The sequence below is a fragment of the Nocardioides pakistanensis genome (assembly GCF_054781215.1).
This window is the reverse complement of sequence record NZ_BAAGUV010000033.1, coordinates 137,517-151,324: the sequence shown is the minus strand read 5'-3', so window position 1 is coordinate 151,324 and position 13,808 is coordinate 137,517. Positions and strand designations below refer to the sequence as shown.

Here is a 13,808-nt window from a genome sequence, read left to right as displayed (position 1 = left end):
CGCTGGCTGCTGAGCCCCATCAGAGCTGGACGAGCCCGTCGACGCGGAGGACCAGCTCGGCCGCCTCGTCGGAGGCGTCGAGGTCGACCTCGGCGAGGATCCGCCAGTCGTGGTCGCCCTCGGGGTCGCCGAGGATCTGCTGCACCCGCCAGGTGCGTCCGTCCTTCTCGACCAGCAGCATGTGCGGGCCGCGGGCGTCCGGGCCGGTGTCGACGGTGTCGTGCTCCTTGAAGTACGCCTCGACCTGCTCGCGCCACCCCTCCGCGTCCGGCCCGCTGCCCTCGGACAGCGCCGCGAGCTCGTCGTGGTTGCGGCGGGCGACGAGCTCGACGTGGCGGAACATCGCGTTGCGCACCAGTACCCGGAAGGACCGCTCGTTGGCGGTGATCGGCCTCGGCGTGGCCGGGCGCGCCTGTGCCTGCACCAGGTCCTCCGACGTCTCGCCGGGGTGGGTGAGCTCCTCCCACTCGTCGAGCAGGCTGGAGTCGGTCTGCCGCACGGTCTCGCCCAGCCACTCGACGAGGTCGGCGAGCTCGTCGGTGCGCATGCTGTCGGGCACGGTCTGCCGCAGCGCCTTGTAGGTGTCGCCGAGGTAGCGCAGCACGATCCCCTCGGACCGGGCCAGGTTGTAGAACGCGACGTACTCCCCGAAGGTCATCGCGCGCTCGTACATGTCGCGGACCACCGACTTCGGCGAGACCGGGCTCTCCCCGATCCACGGGTGGGTGCGGCGGTAGACCTCGTAGGTGTGCTCGAGCAGCTCCTCCAGCGGCTTGGGATAGCTGACGTCCTCGAGCAGCTCCATCCGCTCGTCGTACTCGATGCCGTCGGCCTTCATCTCGCCGACCGCCTCGCCGCGGGCCTTGAACTCCTGCGCGCCGAGCACCGGTCGCGGGTCCTCCAGCGTCGCCTCGATCACCGAGACCACGTCGAGCGCGTGGGTCGGTGACTCCGGGTCGAGCGTCTCCAAGGTGGCCAGGGCGTACGTCGACAACGGCTGGTTGAGCGCGAACCCGAGCTGCAGGTCCTCGACGAGGCGGACCGTCCGGCCGTCCGGGGCCGGCGGCTCCACCTTCTCCACCACGCCGGCGGCGAGCAGCTCGCGGTGGATCGCGACCGCTCGGCGGACCAGCCGGACCTGCGACCGGCCGTCCTCGTGGTTGTCGCGCAGCAGCTTGCGCATCGCCGCGAACGGGTTGCCCTCGCGGGCGATCACGTTGAGCAGCATCCCGTGCGTGACCCGCATCCGGCTCTGCAGCGGCTCGGGCTCGGCGGCCACCAGCCGCTGATACGTGTCCTCGGTCCACGTCACGAAACCCTCGGGTGGCTTCTTGCGCTGCACCTTGCGCTGCTTCTTCGAGTCGTCGCCGGCCTTCTGCAGCGCCTTGTGGTTCTCGATCACGTGGTCGGGGGCCTGCACGACGACCGCCCCGGAGGTGTCGTAGCCGGCACGTCCCGCGCGTCCGGCGATCTGGTGGAACTCGCGAGCCTTGAGCAACCGCTGCCGGCGACCGTCGTACTTGGTCAGGCCGGTGAGCACCACGGTGCGGATCGGCACGTTGATCCCGACCCCGAGGGTGTCGGTGCCGCAGATCACCTTGAGCAGGCCGGCCTGGGCGAGCTGCTCGACGAGGCGACGGTACTTCGGCAGCATCCCGGCGTGGTGCACGCCGATCCCGTGCCGCACCAGCCGGGACAGGGTCTTGCCGAACCCCTTGCTGAACCGGAAGTCGCCGATCAGCTCGGCGATCTTGTCCTTCTCCTCGCGGCTGCACACGTTGATGCTCATCAAGGCCTGTGCGCGTTCCAGTGCCGCGGCCTGGGTGAAGTGCACGACGTAGACCGGCGACTGGTGGGTGCTGAGCAGCTCCTCGAGCGTCTCGTGCAGCGGGGTCAGCGCCCACGAGTAGCTCAACGGCACCGGCCGCTCGGAGTGCGCGACGACCGCGGTCTCCCGACCGGTGCGGCGGGTCAGGTCCTCGCGGAAGAACGACACGTCGCCGAGCGTGGCCGACATCAGCAGGAACTGCGCCTGCGGCAGCTCGAGCAGCGGCACCTGCCAGGCCCAGCCGCGGTCGGGCTCGGAGTAGAAGTGGAACTCGTCCATCACCACCTGGCCGATGTCGGCGTGCTCGCCCTCGCGCAGCGCCTGGTTGGCCAGCACCTCGGCGGTGCAGCAGATGATCGGCGCCTGCGCGTTGACGCTGGCGTCGCCGGTCATCATCCCGACCTTGTCCGCGCCGAACATCTCGCACAGCGCGAAGAACTTCTCGCTCACCAGGGCCTTGATCGGCGCGGTGTAGTAGGTGCGCCGGCCCTCGGCCAGCGCCGCGAAGTGCGCGCCGGCGGCGACCAGGCTCTTCCCGGAGCCGGTGGGCGTGGCGAGGATGACGTTGGCACCCGTGAGCAGCTCGATCAGCGCCTCCTCCTGCGCGGGGTAGAGCGTGATCCCCCTCGCGGCGGTCCAGCCGGTGAACGCCTCGAGCAGCTCGTCGGGGTCCGCGCCCGGACCGTTCGCGAGGTCGGGGGCGGGGAGCAGGTCGGTGAGAGTCATCGCCTCCATGGTCCCCTACGCGCCCTTGGGGCCGGTCCGGGGCATGAAGAACCGGTACGGCGGGCACGCTCCTGTCATGAGCACTCTCGACGCACTCGTCCTGAACTGCACGCTGAAGCCCGCCCCGACGGCATCGAGCACCGAGGTCCTCGGCGACGAGCTGATCGCCGCCTTCGCCGAGCACGACGTCCGCGGCGAGATGCTGCGGGTCGTCGACCACCAGGTGAAGTTCGGGGTGCAGACCGACGAGGGTGACGGCGACGGCTGGCCGACGATCCGGGAGAAGATGCTGGCCGCCGACATCCTGGTCGTCGCGACCCCGATCTGGATGGGGCAGCCCTCGGCGGTGTGCAAGATGGTCCTGGAGCGGCTCGACGCCGAGCTCGGCGAGAGCGACGACGAGGGCCGGATGCTCACCTACGGCAAGGTCGCCGGGGTCGCGGTGGTGGGCAACGAGGACGGCGCCCACCACGTAAGCGCGGAGGTCTACCAGGCGCTCAACGACGTCGGGTTCACGATCCCCGCGAACGGGGTGACCTACTGGGTCGGCGAGGCGATGCAGGGCATCGACTACCAGGACAAGGACCCGCGCCCGGAGAAGACCGCGCAGACCACCAAGACCCTCGCCGCGAACGCCGCGCACCTCGCGCGTCTGCTGCAGCAGAACCAGTACCCGGCGAGCTGAGACCGGTAGCCTGCGCGGGTGGCCACCGCAGTCATGGACCGCACCCGCCGGGCCGTCGAGACCCTCACTCCCGGCTACTTCGCGCTGGTGATGGCCAGCGGGATCATCTCGGTGGGGCTGCAGCTCAAGGGCCGCACGCTGCTCTCGGAGCTGCTCCTCGGCGCCTGCCTCGCGGCCTTCCTGGTGCTGCTCGGGCTGAACGTGTGGCGGCTGGTGTCCTTCCCCGCAGCGGTCCGTGAGGACTTCATGGACCCGCGCCGGGCGTTCGGGTTCTTCACCTTCGTCGCCGGCACGAACGTGCTCGGCGTCCGGCTCGGCATGAGCGACCTGCCGTGGGCGACGGCGACTCTGCTGGTGCTGTCCGGCCTGGCGTGGCTGGTGCTGGGCTACGTGGTGCCGTGGACGGCGGTGCTCGGCCACGCGGAGCGGCCGATGCTGGTCACCGCGAACGGCACCTGGTTCATCTGGGTGGTCGCCAGCCAGTCGGTCGCAGTCGCGGCGGCCACGATCGAGCCGGTCTTCGACGGGGCCCGCCGCGAGCTCGCGCTGCTCGCGGTGATGTCGTGGTCGGTGGGCGTCTTCCTCTATGCGGCGGCGGGCATCCTGGTCTCGCTGCGGCTGATGCTCTACCCGTTCGGGCCCGAGGAGCTCACGCCGCCGTACTGGGTCTCGATGGGTGCGCTGGCGATCACCGTGCTCGCCGGCGCGCGGATCGTGGAGATGGCCGACGCGCCGATGGTGGACGCCACCCGCGACCTGATCGCGGGCCTCGCGGTGGTGCTCTGGGCCTTCGCCACCTGGCTGATCCCGGTGCTGGTCGCGGCGGGCTGGTGGCGTCATGTCCGGCGCAAGGTGCCGCTGCGCTACGAGGCGACGCTGTGGAGCATCATCTTCCCGCTCGGCATGTACGGCGTCGCCGGCATCTACCTCGGCCGGGCCGACGACCTGCCCGTGGTGGAGGCGATCGGCAACGCCGAGCTGTGGGTCGCGCTGGCGGCCTGGGCACTCGTCGTGGTGGCGATGCTCCGCCACGTCGGCCGCACCGTGCTCCGCTAGGCCCGTCGGGCAGGATGTCGGCATGGAGCTCGACGTCGCCCGCATCCGCTCGTCCTTCCCCGCCCTCGCAGACGGGGTCGCCTACTTCGACGGCCCCGGCGGCACGCAGGTGCCGCGCGAGGTCGCCCAGGCGGTCGCCGACACCCTGACCTGCGGGATCTCCAACCGCGGCACGGTCACCGCCGCCGAGCGCCGTGCGGACCAGGTCGTCGCGGAGGCCAGGTCCGCGATGGCGGACCTGCTCGGCGGCACCCCTGACGGCGTGGTGTTCGCCCGGTCGATGACCCAGATGACGATGGACCTGGCCCGGGCGCTGGCCAGGCAGTGGGTACCCGGCGACGAGGTGGTGGTGACCCGGCTGGACCACGACGCCAACATCCGGCCGTGGGTGATCGCGGCCGAGGCGGTCGGCGCCACCGTGCGCTGGGCGGAGTTCGACAAGGAGACCGCCGAGCTCACCGTCGACCACGTGCGCGCGCAGCTGTCGCAGCGCACCCGGCTGGTCGCGGTCACCGGCGCCTCCAACATCCTCGGCACCCGGCCGGACCTCACCGCGATCTCGGAGGCGGCACACGAGGTGGGTGCGCTGGTCCACGTCGACGGGGTGCACCTCACCCCCCACGTCCCGGTCGACCTCGAGCACATCGGCGCGGACTTCTACGCCTGCTCGCCCTACAAGTTCCTCGGGCCCCACCACGGCGTGCTCGCCGCCGCGCCGGAGCTGCTCGCCGAGGTCTGGCCCGACAAGCTGCTGCCGTCGAGCAACGACGTGCCCGAACGGTTCGAGCTCGGCACCCTGCCCTACGAGCTGCTCGCCGGCACCGCCGCCGCCGTGGACTTCATCGCCGGTCTCGCCTCCGACGCGCCGGGCCGCCGCAGCCGGGTGGTGCAGTCGATGCACGCCGTGGAGGCGCACGAGGAGCGGCTGTTCCGCCGGCTGCGCGAGGGGCTGCGCTCGATCGATGCGGTGACCCTGCACGGCTCCCCTGCCCGTCGTACGCCCACCGCGCTGTTCTCCGTCGAGGGGCACACTCCGGTCGAGGTCTACCGGGCGCTCGCCGAGCGCGGGATCAACGCCCCGGCCAGCCACTTCTACGCGATCGAGGCGGTCCGGTGGATGGGCCTCGGTGACGCGGGCGCGGTGCGCGCCGGCCTGGCGCCGTACACGAACGACGACGACGTCGACCGGCTGCTGACCGCGGTGACGGAGATCGCCCGATGAACGGCCCGACGAGCAGCACGACCGGCCGCCGGGTGCTGGTCACCGGAGCCTCCCGCGGGATCGGTCGAGAGATCGCGCGCACCTTCGCCGAGGCCGGTGACCGGGTCGCAGTGCACTACGGCAGGTCCCGGACGGAGGCGGAGGCCGTCGCCGCGGGGCTGCCGGGTGAGGGGCACGTGGTCGTGCAGGCCGACATGGCCGACCCCGCGGCGGTGAAGGCGGCGGTGGACTCCGCCGCCGAGCAGCTCGGCGGGCTCGACGTGCTGGTCAACAACGCCGGCGTGTTCCTCGCCCACCCGCCGCTGGAGACGTCCTACGAGGACTGGCAGGCGTCCTGGGCCCGCACGCTGGCGACCAACCTGACCGGTGCCGCGAACGCGACGTTCTGCGCGCTGCCGCACCTGGTCGCCGCCGGCGGTGGCGCGGTGGTCAACGTGACCAGCCGCGGAGCGTTCCGCGGCGAGCCGAACAACCCGGCCTACGGTGCGTCGAAGGCCGGGCTCAACGCGTTCACCCAGTCCATGGCGCTCGCGCTGGCCCCGCACGACATCCGGGTCGCGGCCGTCGCACCGGGCTTCGTGCAGACCGAGATGGCGCGCGAGGTGCTCGACGGCCCCGGCGGCGACGCCGTCCGCGCGCAGTCGCCCTACGGCCGGGTCGCCAAGCCGCAGGAGGTCGCCTCGGCGGTGTTCTGGCTCGCCTCGGAGGGGGCACGCTTCTCCACCGGCACGATCATCGACGTCAACGGCGCCTCCTACCTGCGCAGCTGACCTCGCGCTGCGTCAGCCGGCGGGGTCGGCCATCACCATGAAGAAGGCGCCCTGGTCGTCCTCCACGGCCGCCATCCGACCGAACTCGGTGTCCCATGGCTCCCGCGCGACCGACCCGCCCAGGCGCTTCAGCTCGGCGACCGTGGCATCGGCGTCCGCGACCTTGAAGTACGTCGCCCAGTGCGGTGGCAGGTCGTCGGGCATCGGTGGCGCGATCTGCCCGATCCCGCCGGCCACCTCGCCGCCGACCTTGAACACGGCGTACTCGAAGCCCTCGGCGGACATGTCGTCGTAGGTCCAGCCGAGCACGGTGGCGTAGAAGTCCTGGCACTGCTTCCAGGCTCGGGAGAAATGCTCGTCCCACGTCACCGAGCCCGGCTCGTTGGCGAGCTGGAACCCGGTGTGGGACGCGCCCTGCCACAGCCCGGTCACGGCCCCACCGGGGTCGGCGAACAGCGCGAACCTGCCCACCCCGGGGACGTCGGTGCCGGGCATGAGCACCTGGCCGCCGGCGTCACGCACCTTCGCCAGGGTGGCGTCGACGTCGTCGCTGGCGAGGTACGTCGTCCACGCGGTCGGTTGGGCCTGGTCCTCCTTCGGCGCCATCCCGGCCACCCTGCGCCCGTCCTTGAGACAGTTGGCGTAGCCGCCGTGCTCGCTGGAGCCCTCCTCGATCTCCCAGCCGAACAGGCGAGAGTAGAAGGCCCGAGCCTTCGCCAGGTCGTCGACCGCGAGGTCCACCCAACAGGGGGTGCCCTCGGGCCAGTTGGTGTCGCGTGTGGTCATCGGCTGCCCTTCCGTGGCTGACGGTCTCGGATGTGACCGACTCTGGCACCGACCACCGACAGAACACATCGCCTGCTCAGGGGACGACGAGCAGCTTCCCGGTGGTGCGCCGGCCGGCGAGGTCCTCGTGGGCCCGGCCGGCCTCCTCGAGGGAGTACCGACTCCCCACCCGGACGTCCAGCGCACCGGAGGCGACTTGGCCCAGGACCGCCCCGGCTCGCTCGAGGAGCTCCTCGCGGGTCGCGATGTAGTGGGTCAGTGACGGCCGGGTGAGGTACAGCGAGCCCTTGCTGTTGAGTACCTGCGGGTCCAGCGGCGGCACCGGCCCGCTGGCGGCTCCGAACAGCACCATCATCCCGCGTGGCACGAGCACGTCCAGGCCGGCGTCGAAGGTGGCCCGGCCGACCCCGTCGTACACCACGTCGACGCCGCGGCCGCCGGTGAGCCGGCGTACCTCCTCCACGAGGTCGGTCTCGGTGTAACGGACCACCTCGTCGGCGCCCGCCCGGCGGGCGAGGTCCTCCTTCTCCTGGGTGGAGGTCGTGCCGATCACGCGCACGCCCTTGGCGGACAGCATCTGGGTGAGCAGCAGGCCGACGCCGCCGGCGGTTGCGTGCACCAGGGCGGTCTGTCCTGCCCGGGCCGGGTAGGTCGACTCGCTGAGGAAGTGCGCGGTCATCCCCTGCAGCATGACCGCCGCCGCCGTCTCCAGGTCGGTCCCGTCGGGGACCGGCACCACGCGGTCGGCCGGCACGACCACCTGCTCGGCGTACCCGCCGCCGTCGACCATCGCCCACGCGACAGGATCGCCGACGGCGACCCCGGTGACGCCCTCACCCAGCGCGCTCACCCGCCCGGCGCCTTCGCTGCCGCTGACGAACGGCAGCTCCATGGCGTAGACGCCGGTGCGCTTGTAGATGTCGATGAAGTTCACCCCGGCCGCGGCGACCTCGACCAGCACCTCTCCCGGTCCCGGCACCGGCGGCTCGAGGTCCTTGACCAGCAGCACCTCGGGTCCCCCGGTCTGCTCGACGACTACAGCGCGCACGTCTCCTCCTCGGTTCGGCCTGGAGGTCCACTCTGCCAGCCGCCCGGAGCAGCTGCCCGGAAGGTCGGGACACCGCGCCCTACCACCCGGGACGCCGGGCGCACGAACCTCGTGGTCACAAGCCCTGATCACCGAAGGAGTACCGAGATGACCTACACCCAGGTCGCAGACCGCACGACGGTCACGAGTCACCACCAGCCTGCCCCGGGACGCGGCTGGACCTTCGCCGGCATCGGTGCCGGCATCGCCGGGATCACCGGCATCGCCGCCTCGATGACCGTCGACGCGGTGTACGACGAGAGCCTCGCCGGACAGCCCGACGCGATCGTCGCGAGGCTCGCCGAGCTCACCCCCAACCTGCTGGTCTTCCACGTCGCCACCATGGTCTGCGTGGTCACCCTGCTGGTGTTCGCCGCGGGGCTGCGCCGGCGGCTCGCGGCGCAGGCACCGTCCGGAAGCCTGCTTCCCGACGTGGCCGCGACCGGGCTCGGCCTCACCGCCGTCGCCGGACTGCTCGGCGCCGGCCTGAACACCGAGTTCATCTTCGGGGTGCAGGACGGCGGCGAGACCGGTCTCCTGCCGGAGAGCGCGGTGTTCTTCAACCACTGGGTCGGCACCATCCCGTGGCTGTGGGTGGGCGCCGGCGTCGCCGGGGTGGCCGTCGCGGTCGCGGCGCTGCGCCACTCCGCCGCTCCGCGCTGGATCGGGCTGGTCGGCGCCGTGCTCGGCGGGCTGACCCTGGCACTCGGCATCTCCCCGCTGCAGTACATGGCCGGCATGACCGGACCGCTGTGGCTGCTGGTGACCGCGCTCGGGTTCGCCGCAGCTGACCGCTCGGCGCGGTGACCTGGACCAGCAGGAAATCGCGCACGCGGTCCGCGCGGAGGCCGTACAGTCCGGCGCCATGGACGCCAACGCCGCGGCCGAGGACAACCGGCCTCTCCGCGACGGAATGCCCCGGGCGGCCACGGCGATCGCCGTGGCCGCCTGGGGCCTCGCCGTGCTCGCGACCGTGCTCCTGGTCAGCGGTCGGCCACCGGTGAACGACGGTCTCTGGTTCTTCCTCGTCGACGTGACCGTCGCCTGCGTGTACGGCACGGTCGGCTCTCTGATCCTGGCGCGTCGACGTCATCCGGTTGCCTGGATCCTCGCGGTGGCAGCGCTGGGCGGCGGCTTGGCCGCACTGGGCTTCGGCGCCGGGATGGCCGCCGGCCGCCACCCCGGCCTGGCGTTCGCGGAGCCGCTGGCCCCGCTGCAGGGCATCGCCTGGGTCCCCGGCACCCTGTCGCTGTTCCTCGTGGTCCCGTGGCTGGTCCGCAACCACCGGCTCGGTGCCGCCGTCTGGGGCGCAGTCGCCGGGGCGGCGATCACGGTGGCGGTGACCGCGATGCGCATCTTCCTCCCCTCCGCCCAGGGGGTGTGGCTGTTCGCCGCCGCGGTGACGGTCGGCCTTGCCGCAGCGGCCGAGGCGGAGTGGCGGCACCGGCGCGGTCCGGTCGCGGAGCGCAACGGGCTCGGCTGGCTGGCCCTGGGTACGTCGATCCTGGCGATCTCGTTCATCCCGCTCGCGCTGCCGTGGGGGATGCTGCCGCTGCCGATCTGGACCACGCCGGCGCTCCACCTCGCCTCGCAGGCGGTGTTCCCGGCGGCCGTGCTGGTCGCGGTGCTCCGCGGCCGGATGTGGGGCCTGGACCTGCTGGTCAGCCGCGCGGTCGTGGCCGGGCTGCTCACCGTCCTGCTCGTCGGGCTGTACCTGGGTGTCACACTCGCGCTGACCCGGGTGCTCCCCGGCGAGGGCACTGCCCACCTCGTGGCCGCAGGCGCGGTCGCGGTCGCGGTGCAGCCGGCCCGGTTGCGCCTCCAACGGCACGTGCACCGCCTGGTCCACGGCTCGGCGGGGCCGACCCGGCCCAGGTCGTGCGCCGGCTGGGCTCGCAGCTGGGTGCCGCGGGAACCGCGGAGGAGCTGCTGCTCGGCCTGGCCCAGGACATCGGCAGCGCGATGCGCCTCCGCTCCGTGGCTGTGGTCCCCGACGGGTTGCCGGCCGTCACCTGGGGCGAGCCCGGGCCGACGCCGACCGTCGTACAGCTGCTCCACCGGGGGCTGCCGGTCGGCAGGCTCGAGGCCACCCTGCCGCCCGGCGAGCGTCTCGACCCCCGCGGCGAACAGACCCTGCGCGACCTCGCGGCCGTCGTCGCGACCGCCGTTGCCGTGGCCCGCGCAGCCCACGACGTGGAGGCGGCTCGCGCGCGGCTGGCCAGCGCCCGGCTGGAGGAACGGCGGGTGATCCGCCGGGAGATCCACGACGGGCTCGGACCCTCGCTGGCCGGGCTGCGCCTCGGCCTCCAAGGGGCCCGGAACCTGCTCGAGTCCGATCCGGCGGCCGCGGCCGAGCTCCTCACCGCGCTGCAGACCGAGCTCGACCAGCGGGTCGCCGACGTCCGGTCGCTCTCGCACAGCCTGCTGCCCCCGGTGCTCGACGAACTCGGGCTCGGCGCCGCACTGCAGGAGCTGCGCGCCCGCCACGCCGAGGACGGCCTTCTGGTGGATCTGCGGATCGGCCGGTTGGAGGGGCTCGGACAGCAGGTCGCGGCGGCGGCGTACGGCATCCTCAGCGAGGCACTCACCAACGTCGCCCGGCACAGTGCCGCCACGCGGTGCCTGGTGACGGCAGGGGTCAGCGATGCCCGGCTGCTCGTCGCGGTCGAGGACGACGGCGTCGGGATCGCAGCCGACGCACGGCCCGGGGTCGGCAGCAGGTCGATGCGGGAGCGCGCCGAGGAGCAGGGCGGGGAGCTGCACGTGGAGCCCGGTGACCGTGGCGGTACCCGGGTGCGTGCGCTGCTGCCGCTGCCGGTGGGTGTCCATGACTGAGGTCGTCCGGGTCGCGATCGTCGACGACCATCCGGTGTTCCGGCTCGGCATGGCCGCCCTGCTGGCCTCGCTGCCCGGCATCGAGGTGGTGGGCCAGGCTGCGTCGCAGCAGGAGGCGCTCGCACTCGCCTGTGACACCGTCGACGTGGTGCTGATGGACCTGCACCTCGGCGAGGACTCCGGCACCGAGACCACCCGCGAGCTGGTCCGCCGGCGCCCGGAGCTGAAGGTCCTGGTGATCACGATGCGCGAGGACGACGAGTCGGTGGTCGCCTCGGTGCGTGCGGGGGCCCGCGGCTACCTGCTCAAGGGCGCCTCGCCCGAGGAGGTCGAGCGCGCCGTGCGAGCGGTGGCCAACGGCGAGATGATCCTGGGTCCCAAGGTGGCCGCCCGGGCGATGTCGGTGCTGGTGGCCGGACGGACGGCGGTGCGGCTGCCGTTCCCCGAGCTGACCGACCGGGAGCGCGAGGTGCTCGATCTGGTCGCCCGCGGGTTCGACAACACCACCATCTCGCGGCGTCTGGTGCTCAGTCCCAAGACCGTGCGCAACCACGTCGCGAACGTGCTCGCCAAGATCGGCGCACCCGACCGGTCCGCGGCGATCATCCGGGCCCGGGACGAGGGGCTCGGCGGCGACTGACCGGTCCGGGCTCGCGCTCAGCGCTCCTCGAGGACCGCCCTGAGGAAGGCCCGGGTGCGCTGGTGGTCGGGGTCGTTGAAGATCTTCTCCGGCGACCCCTCCTCGACGATCACGCCGCGGTCGAACATCATCACCCGGTCCGACACGTCACGGGCGAAGTGCATCTCGTGGGTGACGATCAGCATCGTGATGTCGGTGGTCTGTGCGATGTCGCGGAGCACGTTGAGCACGTCGACGACCAGTTCCGGGTCCAGCGCGGAGGTGACCTCGTCGAGCAGCAGGATGTCGGGTTCCATCGCGAGCGCCCGCGCGATCGCGACCCGCTGCTGCTGACCACCGGACAGCTTCGTCGGGTGGGCGTCGACGAAGTCGCTCATCCCGACCTTGGCGAGCAGCTCCTCGCCACGCGTCCGCGCCTCGTCCTTGCTCAACCCCAGGACGGAGACCGGCGCCTCCATGATGTTCTCGATCACCGTCATGTTCGGGAACAGGTTGAACTGCTGGAAGACCATGCCGATCCGCTTGCGCTTCTCACGCAGGTAACCGTCCGAGGCGGGCACGAGCCTGCCGCCCTTGTCCTCGTGGCTGAGCGGCTCCCCGTGCACCCAGATCACCCCGTCGGTGACCTTCTCCAGGGTCATCACCAGCCGCAGGATCGTGGTCTTGCCCGACCCCGACGGCCCGATGAGCGTGACGCGCTCGCCCGGGGCGACCGAGAAGTTCATGCCGTCGAGGACGGTGAGGTCCCCGAACCGCTTGACCACGTTCTCGAAACGGATGATCGGCTCGGCGCCGGCTGTGGGTGTGCTGTCAGTGGGCAAGGCGGTTCTCCAGCTTTCGCATCAGGACGGACGTGGGGTAGCTCGCCGCGAGGAAGATCAGACCGGCGATGGTGATCGGCTCGATGAACCGGAAGCTCTGAGAGCCGACCTGGTTGGCCACCGTCACCATCTCGGCCACGCCGATCACGATCAGGAACGGCGTCTCCTTGAACAGGGCGATCGCCTGGTTGCCGATCGACGGCAGGATCCGGCGGACCACCTGCGGGAGGATCACCGCCTGCCAGACCCGCCGGCGCGGCAGCGAGAGCGCCGTGCACGCCTCCCACTGGCCCTTGGGGATCGCGTCGATGCCGGCCCGGTAGACCTCGGACATGTACGCCGCGTAGTGCAGCCCGAGGACGGCGATGCCCGTGACCAGGGCGCTCGGCCGCAGACCGATCGCGGGCATGCCGAAGTACACGAAGAACAGCTGGATCGGGATCGGCGTGCTGCGCACGAACTCCACGAAGCCGTACGACGGCCACGCGACCGCCTTGAGGTGCGACCGGCGCCCGAGCGCCAGCGCGAGACCGACGACGAGCGCGACCGCAGTCGCCGCGACGGTGATGCCGAGGGTGTACTTGACGAAGGCCTCCAGCAGCCGCGGCAGGACCTCCCAGGCGAACTCCCAGCTCCAGCGTGAACGCTCGTTCATGCCGTGCCTCCCGCCGGGACCGCCTGGACCGTCACGGCCTTGGGTCCACGACCGACCCTGGCGGCGGCGCGGTTCTCCACCCACCGGGTCACCGCCGCGAGCAGCTGGGCAAGCACGAAGTACACGACCAGCGCGAGACCGAAGGCAGTCACGCTGCCGAGGTCGAAGCGCGCCCGCTGCACCTGCTGGGTGAGCTCGGTGATCGAGATCATGAACAGCAGCGAGGAGCTCTTGAGGATCTGGATCCACAGGTTGCCGAACGGCGGGACCATCTCCGGGAGCGCCTGCGGCAGGATCACCCGGCGCATCCGCCGCCACCGGCCCAGGCTCAGTGCGGTGGTGGCCTCCCACTGCGCCTTCGGCACCGAGTCGATCGCTCCACGCACGACCTCGGAGCCGTAGGCCCCGAAGTTGAGCCCGAACGCCACCGTGGCGGCGACCATCGTCTCGAGCCGGAAGCCCAGCTGGGGCAGCACGAAGTAGATCCACAGCAGCTGGACCACCAGCGAGGTGCCACGGAAGAACTCCACGACCACGCGCGAGGTGGCGCGTACGACGACCGAGCCGGAGATCGACATGAAGCCGAGGGCGAAGGAGATCACCAGGGCCGCGAGCGCACCGATGACCGTGTACAGCAGGGTGACGCCGGCCCCCTCGAGGAGGAGGGGGCCGGCGTCGACGAGATCCTCGAGCACGG

14 protein-coding genes are annotated in these 13,808 nt (G+C 71.9%); 8 read left to right on the top strand and 6 right to left on the bottom strand.

What is annotated here, in order from left to right:
* Positions 1–19 precede the first annotated feature (19 nt).
* A complete protein-coding gene (locus tag ACYVIH_RS13285; protein WP_460869929.1) occupies positions 20–2,554 on the bottom strand; it encodes a DEAD/DEAH box helicase in 2,535 nt (844 codons plus the stop codon).
* Between the two features lie 76 nt (positions 2,555–2,630).
* On the opposite strand from ACYVIH_RS13285, the gene ACYVIH_RS13280 reads away from it, so the two are divergent.
* The 4 genes from ACYVIH_RS13280 to ACYVIH_RS13265 are packed head-to-tail and all read left to right on the top strand — an operon-like array spanning position 2,631 to position 6,287.
* Positions 2,631–3,239, top strand: a complete 609-nt coding sequence (locus ACYVIH_RS13280; protein ID WP_460869928.1) for a flavodoxin family protein — start codon at positions 2,631–2,633, stop codon at positions 3,237–3,239.
* An 18-nt stretch (positions 3,240–3,257) separates the two neighbouring features.
* Positions 3,258–4,295 (top strand): tellurite resistance/C4-dicarboxylate transporter family protein, encoded by a 1,038-nt coding sequence (locus tag ACYVIH_RS13275; protein WP_460869927.1) that lies wholly within the window; start codon positions 3,258–3,260, stop codon positions 4,293–4,295.
* 22 nt (positions 4,296–4,317) lie between these two features.
* A complete protein-coding gene (locus ACYVIH_RS13270) occupies positions 4,318–5,517 on the top strand; it encodes a cysteine desulfurase-like protein (protein WP_460869926.1) in 1,200 nt (399 codons plus the stop codon).
* The gene (locus ACYVIH_RS13265) at positions 5,514–6,287 is read left to right on the top strand and encodes an SDR family NAD(P)-dependent oxidoreductase (protein WP_460869925.1); all 774 of its coding nucleotides are present in this window, start codon (positions 5,514–5,516) and stop codon (positions 6,285–6,287) included. Before ACYVIH_RS13270 ends, ACYVIH_RS13265 begins: the two co-directional genes overlap by 4 nt.
* 12 nt (positions 6,288–6,299) lie before the next feature.
* Here the strand turns inward: ACYVIH_RS13265 and ACYVIH_RS13260 are convergent, their stop codons facing one another.
* Positions 6,300–7,073, bottom strand: a complete 774-nt coding sequence (locus ACYVIH_RS13260; protein WP_460869924.1) for a VOC family protein — start codon at positions 7,071–7,073, stop codon at positions 6,300–6,302.
* Between the two features lie 76 nt (positions 7,074–7,149).
* Positions 7,150–8,121 (bottom strand): quinone oxidoreductase family protein, encoded by a 972-nt coding sequence (locus ACYVIH_RS13255; protein ID WP_460869923.1) that lies wholly within the window; start codon positions 8,119–8,121, stop codon positions 7,150–7,152.
* Between the two features lie 147 nt (positions 8,122–8,268).
* Here ACYVIH_RS13255 and ACYVIH_RS13250 point away from each other — a divergent pair, with 147 nt between their 5' ends.
* Genes ACYVIH_RS13250 through ACYVIH_RS13235 form a run of 4 tightly spaced genes read left to right on the top strand, consistent with a single transcriptional unit; the run spans position 8,269 to position 11,635 of the window.
* Positions 8,269–8,967 (top strand): hypothetical protein, encoded by a 699-nt coding sequence (locus tag ACYVIH_RS13250; RefSeq protein ID WP_460869922.1) that lies wholly within the window; start codon positions 8,269–8,271, stop codon positions 8,965–8,967.
* Positions 8,968–9,025: 58 nt separating this feature from the next.
* Positions 9,026–10,408 (top strand): hypothetical protein, encoded by a 1,383-nt coding sequence (locus tag ACYVIH_RS13245; protein WP_460869921.1) that lies wholly within the window; start codon positions 9,026–9,028, stop codon positions 10,406–10,408.
* Positions 10,333–10,995, top strand: coding sequence for a sensor histidine kinase (locus ACYVIH_RS13240; protein WP_460869920.1), 663 nt, complete (start codon positions 10,333–10,335; stop codon positions 10,993–10,995). Before ACYVIH_RS13245 ends, ACYVIH_RS13240 begins: the two co-directional genes overlap by 76 nt.
* Entirely contained in the window at positions 10,988–11,635 is a 648-nt protein-coding gene (locus ACYVIH_RS13235; protein ID WP_460869919.1) for a response regulator transcription factor, read from the top strand. Before ACYVIH_RS13240 ends, ACYVIH_RS13235 begins: the two co-directional genes overlap by 8 nt.
* 17 nt (positions 11,636–11,652) lie before the next feature.
* Here ACYVIH_RS13235 and ehuA read toward each other — a convergent pair whose 3' ends face one another.
* From ehuA to ehuC, 3 genes are read right to left on the bottom strand one after another with little or no spacing between them, the layout of a single operon-like run.
* Positions 11,653–12,417, bottom strand: a complete 765-nt coding sequence (gene ehuA / locus ACYVIH_RS13230) for an ectoine/hydroxyectoine ABC transporter ATP-binding protein EhuA (RefSeq protein ID WP_460869963.1) — start codon at positions 12,415–12,417, stop codon at positions 11,653–11,655.
* A gap of 28 nt (positions 12,418–12,445) precedes the next feature.
* Positions 12,446–13,111: an ectoine/hydroxyectoine ABC transporter permease subunit EhuD gene (gene ehuD, locus ACYVIH_RS13225; RefSeq protein ID WP_460869918.1), complete on the bottom strand. Its 666-nt coding sequence runs from the start codon at positions 13,109–13,111 to the stop codon at positions 12,446–12,448.
* On the bottom strand, positions 13,108–13,806 hold the full coding sequence (gene ehuC / locus ACYVIH_RS13220) for an ectoine/hydroxyectoine ABC transporter permease subunit EhuC (RefSeq protein WP_460869917.1): 699 nt from the start codon (positions 13,804–13,806) through the stop codon (positions 13,108–13,110). The genes ehuD and ehuC overlap by 4 nt, the downstream gene beginning before the upstream one ends.
* Between the last annotated feature and the right edge of the window lie 2 nt (positions 13,807–13,808).

Bases quoted from the DNA above. Each gene is read 5' to 3' on its own strand.
- ACYVIH_RS13285 (WP_460869929.1), bottom strand. From the start codon at position 2,554: ATGACTCTCACCGACCTGCTCCCCGCCCCCGACCTCGCGAACGGTCCG.
- ACYVIH_RS13280 (WP_460869928.1), top strand. From the start codon at position 2,631: ATGAGCACTCTCGACGCACTCGTCCTGAACTGCACGCTGAAGCCCGCC.
- ACYVIH_RS13270 (WP_460869926.1), top strand. From the start codon at position 4,318: ATGGAGCTCGACGTCGCCCGCATCCGCTCGTCCTTCCCCGCCCTCGCA.
- ACYVIH_RS13265 (WP_460869925.1), top strand. From the start codon at position 5,514: ATGAACGGCCCGACGAGCAGCACGACCGGCCGCCGGGTGCTGGTCACC.
- ACYVIH_RS13260 (WP_460869924.1), bottom strand. From the start codon at position 7,073: ATGACCACACGCGACACCAACTGGCCCGAGGGCACCCCCTGTTGGGTG.
- ACYVIH_RS13250 (WP_460869922.1), top strand. From the start codon at position 8,269: ATGACCTACACCCAGGTCGCAGACCGCACGACGGTCACGAGTCACCAC.
- ACYVIH_RS13245 (WP_460869921.1), top strand. From the start codon at position 9,026: ATGGACGCCAACGCCGCGGCCGAGGACAACCGGCCTCTCCGCGACGGA.
- ACYVIH_RS13235 (WP_460869919.1), top strand. From the start codon at position 10,988: ATGACTGAGGTCGTCCGGGTCGCGATCGTCGACGACCATCCGGTGTTC.
- ehuD (WP_460869918.1), bottom strand. From the start codon at position 13,111: ATGAACGAGCGTTCACGCTGGAGCTGGGAGTTCGCCTGGGAGGTCCTG.